General features: G+C 62.2%; 6 protein-coding genes. All 6 read left to right on the top strand.

Annotation, left to right across the window (positions count from 1 at the left end; genetic code table 11):
* Positions 1-115 precede the first annotated feature (115 nt).
* Positions 116-1,036 carry a peptide chain release factor N(5)-glutamine methyltransferase gene (gene prmC, locus H0V78_13860; GenBank protein MBA2352822.1) on the top strand — a complete coding sequence of 307 codons (921 nt, stop codon included), beginning with the start codon at positions 116-118 and terminating at the stop codon, positions 1,034-1,036.
* A 119-nt stretch (positions 1,037-1,155) separates the two neighbouring features.
* Entirely contained in the window at positions 1,156-1,467 is a 312-nt protein-coding gene (gene grxD, locus H0V78_13855) for a Grx4 family monothiol glutaredoxin (protein MBA2352821.1), read from the top strand.
* 143 nt (positions 1,468-1,610) lie between these two features.
* Positions 1,611-2,498: an EamA family transporter gene (locus H0V78_13850; GenBank protein MBA2352820.1), complete on the top strand. Its 888-nt coding sequence runs from the start codon at positions 1,611-1,613 to the stop codon at positions 2,496-2,498.
* Positions 2,499-2,664: 166 nt separating this feature from the next.
* Positions 2,665-3,744, top strand: a complete 1,080-nt coding sequence (ada, locus tag H0V78_13845) for a bifunctional DNA-binding transcriptional regulator/O6-methylguanine-DNA methyltransferase Ada (protein MBA2352819.1) — start codon at positions 2,665-2,667, stop codon at positions 3,742-3,744.
* A 55-nt stretch (positions 3,745-3,799) separates the two neighbouring features.
* Positions 3,800-4,564, top strand: coding sequence for a 2OG-Fe(II) oxygenase (locus H0V78_13840; GenBank protein MBA2352818.1), 765 nt, complete (start codon positions 3,800-3,802; stop codon positions 4,562-4,564).
* A 9-nt stretch (positions 4,565-4,573) separates the two neighbouring features.
* Positions 4,574-5,097, top strand: a 524-nt coding sequence (gene alkB / locus H0V78_13835; protein ID MBA2352817.1) for a DNA oxidative demethylase AlkB, incomplete at its 3' end; no start/stop codon positions are given.

The raw sequence follows: 5,097 nt of genomic DNA, 5'->3' as shown, positions 1-5,097 counted from the left end.
CTCTCATCGGTTCACCTTGTTTATACAGACGGTAGAGTTCAATGCGCTCGGCTAAGGTAAGTTGTTCATATCGGGTTGCCATGGCAACACCTTATACGGGTGTTGCACTTGTTTCGTGAATTCAGGGAATCCAGTCTCGGGCCGCGCACGCGGCAAGCCAGTCCCAAACGCTGTTCCTGCAAACACTGCCGTCGGCGATGCGCTGAAGTGCGCAAACAAGCGCGTCGCACCGATCGACGCCCGCCTCCTCATGCAGCGCGTGCTGCGCCGAAGCCATGCGCAGCTCATCGCACATCCGGAATACCTGCTGACGGTCACGGAATTAGCCGGATTCGAGCTTCTGTTGCGCCGCAGGGAAGCCGGCGAACCAGTCGCGTATTTGATCGGCGAGCGCGAATTTTTCGGTTTGAGCTTTACGGTGACGCCCGATGTGCTGATCCCGCGCCCCGAGACTGAATTGCTGGTCGAACTCGCACTTCTGCATTTGCCGGAAGACGCGCTCCGCAGCGTGCTCGATCTCGGCACAGGCAGCGGCGCGATCGCCATTACGCTGGCCGCGCGGCGCCCACTGCTCGACCTGGTTGCAACGGACGAATCCGCAGATGCGCTGCGCGTGGCAGCAAGCAATGCGCGACGTTTACTGCCGTCCACCCCCACCCTGGCCCTCCCCCGTCGAGGTCAAATCCGCTTTCTCGAAAGCGAGTGGTTCAGCGAACTGGGCAGCCTACGCTTCGATCTGATCGTCGCCAATCCGCCCTACGTCGCCGCCAACGACCCCCACCTCGAACAAGGCGACGTACGCTTCGAACCCCGCTCGGCGCTGATCGGCGGCGGCGACGGTTTGCGCTGCATCCGTCATATCGTCGCTCATGCGCGCGAATACCTGAAGCCCGGCGGCTGGCTGTTGTTCGAGCACGGTTATGACCAGGCCGACGCTTGCTGCGCGTTATTGCAAGCGGCCGCTTACGTCGATATTCTTTCCCGCCGCGATCTGGCCGGAATTCCGCGCCTCGCCGGCGGTCGAAGTTGGACGTGACGAAGTCGTGAGTGCTCGTGCCAAAAGGGGTTCCGTCGACTGACCCCAGCCTGGTTGCAGTCGATCTCCCCGTGGTCTAACCTTCCGCATTCCACTATTTCAGGTTTTCAGGAGCAGTCATGGACGTGCAAGATGTCATCAAAAACCAGATCGAAACCCATCCGGTCGTGTTGTACATGAAAGGCTCGCCGCAATTTCCGCAATGCGGTTTCTCGGCCAATGCCATAAAAATTCTGCGCGCGTGCGGCGTTGATGCGCCGTTTACCGTCGACGTGCTGTCCAATGCCGACATTCGCCAAGGCATCAAGACTTACGCGAACTGGCCGACCATTCCGCAGCTTTACGTCCACGGCGAATTCATCGGCGGCTCGGACATTCTGACCGAGATGTATCAAAACGGTGAATTGCAGAAGCTGCTGCAACCTGCCTGAAAGGCGTGCTGGAATTCAAGGCCGGCGTGACTGCCGGCCTTTCTTTTTTTGGGGAAGCGAATGGCGATAGGAAGCACGAATCGTCAGCCAATCACGCGCCTCACTATCGCAGACATAAGCAACCGTGCTTCCCCGTTGGCTCCATGACTCCCGCCAATCTGATTCAGCTCTTTGCGCTCGCCGCAATCTGGGGCGCATCGTTTCTGTTCATGCGCATCGCCGCTCCGGTACTCGGCCCGGCGCTGTTGACCGAACTGCGGCTTTTGTTCGCCGCAGCCTTCCTTGGGCTCGTCGCTTGGGCGTGGCGGCAGCCGCTGCAGGCGCACACGCGCTGGCGCGTGTATCTGGTGTTGGGTCTGCTCAACTCGGCGCTGCCGTTTCTGCTGCTGTCGTTCGCGGCGACTCGCTTGAGCGCATCACTGTTGTCGATCATGAATGCGATGGCACCGGTCTTCGCCGCGCTCGTCGCCGCCGTCTGGCTGCGCGAATCCCTGTCTTTGCGGGCGCTGTGCGGTTTGCTGGCAGGGGTATGTGGCGTCGCCATTCTGGTCGGCTATGACGAGCACGCGTTGCAATCGAAGCTGGCGGTCGGGGCAGCGCTGGCGGGTGCGCTGTGCTATGGCGTCGCCAGCGTCTATACCAAAACCATCGTCAATCCGCCGCCCCCACTGGCAGCCGCGCAAGGCAGTATGTGGGCGGCAGCTTTGCTGGCCGCGCCGATTTTGCCGCTGACCCAATCACTGCCGATGCCGCAGGCGAGCCCTGGAGTTTGGGTCGCCACCGCTGCGCTCGGTATAGTGAGCAGTGGCATCGCCTACCTGCTTTATTTCAGATTGATCGAAAATGTCGGCGCCACCTCGGCCCTGACTGTGACGTTCTTGATTCCGGTGTTTGGCGTCCTGTGGGGAACGGTGTTTCTTGGCGAACAGCCAGGTTGGCACACGCTGACCGGCTCGCTCGTCATTCTGGCCGGCACCGCGTTGGTTACCGGCTTTTCCGTGCAAGCGCTGCTGCTGCCGCTTAGACAGTGAGCGCAACCGATCGACATTGCCACGCCTGCGAACGATCTCGGAGCTCTTTCCGCGTGTGCTTCCCGGCACCACCAAGTAGGAATTCAAAAGCAAGACGCGGAGTGCGGCGCTTCCCGGCGATGTCTAAACTTCAACCATCGAACTGAAAACGGTTGAGGGAACGCAAATGAACACTTTTACGAACATTGAAACCCGTGCAGCAGCTACGATCGGCGATCCGCGTTGGGCGGCTGTGGTCGCGCGCGATCCGCGAGCGGACGGCAAGTTTTTCTACTCGGTCAGGACGACCGGCGTGTACTGCCGCCCGTCGTGCGCCTCACGTCCGGCGCGGCCCGAAAACATCGCGTTCCACCTGACCGCTGCCGACGCCGAACGCGCGGGTTTTCGCCCGTGCAAGCGATGCAAGCCGGATCAGCCGCCGCTGGCTGAGCAGCACGCTGCCAAGATCGCCGAGCTATGCCGATGGATCGAGAGTGCCGGGCAAGTCCCCAGCCTCGAAGAATTGGCCAGACATGCGGGCTTGAGTACCTATCATCTGCATCGCGTGTTCAAGGCTGCGACGGGTTTGACGCCCAGGACCTACGCCGCCGCGCATCGCGCCAGGCGCGTCAGAGCGGAACTCGATAGCACCACCACGGTGACCGACGCGATCTACGGCGCCGGCTACAACTCTAGCGGACGCTTCTATGAAAGCTCGAATCAGATGCTGGGCATGACGCCGATGAACTATCGCGCGGGCGGCGCGAATACCGAAATTCGCTTCGCCATCGGCGAGTGCTCGCTCGGTTCGATTCTGGTCGCGCAAAGCGATCGCGGCGTCTGCGCGATTTTCATGGGCGACGACCCCGATACGCTCGCGCGCGACCTGCAGGATCGATTCCCGCGCGCCAATCTGGTTGGCGGCGATTCCGGGTTCGAGCAACTTGTGGCGAAAGTGGTGGGTTTCGTCGAAGCGCCGGGGCTGGGACTTGATTTGCCGCTCGATGTGCGCGGCACCGCGTTTCAGCAGCGCGTCTGGCAAGCGCTGCGTGAGATTCCGGCTGGCAGCACGGCGAGCTATGCCGAAATCGCCAGCCGCATTGGTGCGCCGAAGTCCGTCCGCGCTGTTGCCCAGGCTTGCGGCGCGAACGCCTTGGCCGTGGCAATCCCTTGCCATAGAGTCGTGCGCAACGATGGCGCATTATCGGGTTATCGCTGGGGCGTCGAACGCAAACGCGCGCTGCTCGACCGGGAGGCAAATGTATGAACGCGCACGCTCACCTCATTCGCTGCCCCTTGAAGCGGCTCTTCGGTGGGGCGGCATGACTGCGCGAGACAGCAACACAGCGGTTACCGCGCCGACAGAAATCACCTCGTCAAAGGATGTGGCGCAGAGCGTCGAGGCGATCGACTGGGAGCGGCTGTCGCAAGATCTCGATGCCCAGGGCAGCGCGATGATCGAACGCCTGATCTCCGCGGCCTCGTGCCGCGCCTTGGCCGCGTCGTATTCGATGGACGAAAATTTCCGAAGCCGGGTGGTAATGGCGCGCCACGGCTTCGGGCGTGGCGAATACAAGTACTTCAGCTACCCGCTGCCCGAACTCGTGGCGGGACTGCGCACAGCGATCTACCCGCATCTGGCGCCGATCGCCAACCGCTGGAACGCAGCGATGGGTATCGACGTGCAATATCCGGAGAAGCATGCGGATTTTATCGCGCGCTGCCATGTCGCAGGCCAGACCCGGCCGACGCCGCTTCTATTGCAGTACGGCGCGGGTGACTACAACTGCCTGCATCAGGATCTATACGGCGAGCACGTCTTCCCGCTGCAGCTCACGATTCTGCTGTCCGAACCCGAACGCGATTTCACGGGCGGCGAATTCGTGATGACCGAGCAACGCACGCGCATGCAGTCGCGGCCGGAAGTCGTGCCGATGCGGCAGGGTGACGCGGTGATTTTCGCCGTCAGTCAGCGTCCCGTGCAGGGCGCGCGCGGCGTGTATCGCGTCAATCTCCGGCACGGCGTTAGTCGCGTGCGCTCGGGGCATCGGCATACGCTCGGCATCATTTTTCATGATGCGGCCTGAGCGAACTCGATGACGGCGGACCTGTTCGATGTCGAGACTGAAACCGAATCGCGGCGCAAGCGGTTGGGACCGGGCGCGTGGGTATTGCGCGGCTTCGCGTCACCCGACGAAGCGGCGCTCCTGGCTGCACTTCATGATGTGATTGCGCAGGCCCGGCTGCGCCACATGATTACGCCGGGCGGCTTCCGCATGTCGGTCGCGATGACGAATTGCGGCGCGTTGGGCTGGGTCACGGATAAGACGGGCTATCGCTACGATGCTGTGGATCCGGAAAGCGGCCGCAACTGGCCGCGCATGCCGGATGAATTTCTGCAGCTCGCCGGGGACGCAGCGGCGCAAGCGGGCTTCCACGGATTCGTACCGGACGCCTGCCTGATCAATCGCTATGAGCCGGGCGCGAAGCTGTCGCTGCATCAAGACAAGGACGAACGCGACTTCGACGCGCCTATCGTTTCGGTATCGCTCGGCACCCCTGCCGTGTTCCTGTTCGGCGGATCGAGCCGAGCCGACAAAGCGGCTCGGGTACGGCTCAC

The organism is Burkholderiales bacterium (assembly GCA_013695435.1).
Lineage (GTDB): Bacteria > Pseudomonadota > Gammaproteobacteria > Burkholderiales > JACMKV01 > JACMKV01.
The sequence above is the reverse complement of the archived record's forward strand: the minus strand, read 5'-3'. Positions and strand labels throughout refer to the sequence as shown.

Coding starts and splice junctions, on each gene's coding strand:
- grxD (MBA2352821.1), top strand. CDS start 1,156: ATGGACGTGCAAGATGTCATCAAAAACCAGATCGAAACCCATCCGGTC.
- H0V78_13850 (MBA2352820.1), top strand. CDS start 1,611: ATGACTCCCGCCAATCTGATTCAGCTCTTTGCGCTCGCCGCAATCTGG.
- ada (MBA2352819.1), top strand. CDS start 2,665: ATGAACACTTTTACGAACATTGAAACCCGTGCAGCAGCTACGATCGGC.
- H0V78_13840 (MBA2352818.1), top strand. CDS start 3,800: ATGACTGCGCGAGACAGCAACACAGCGGTTACCGCGCCGACAGAAATC.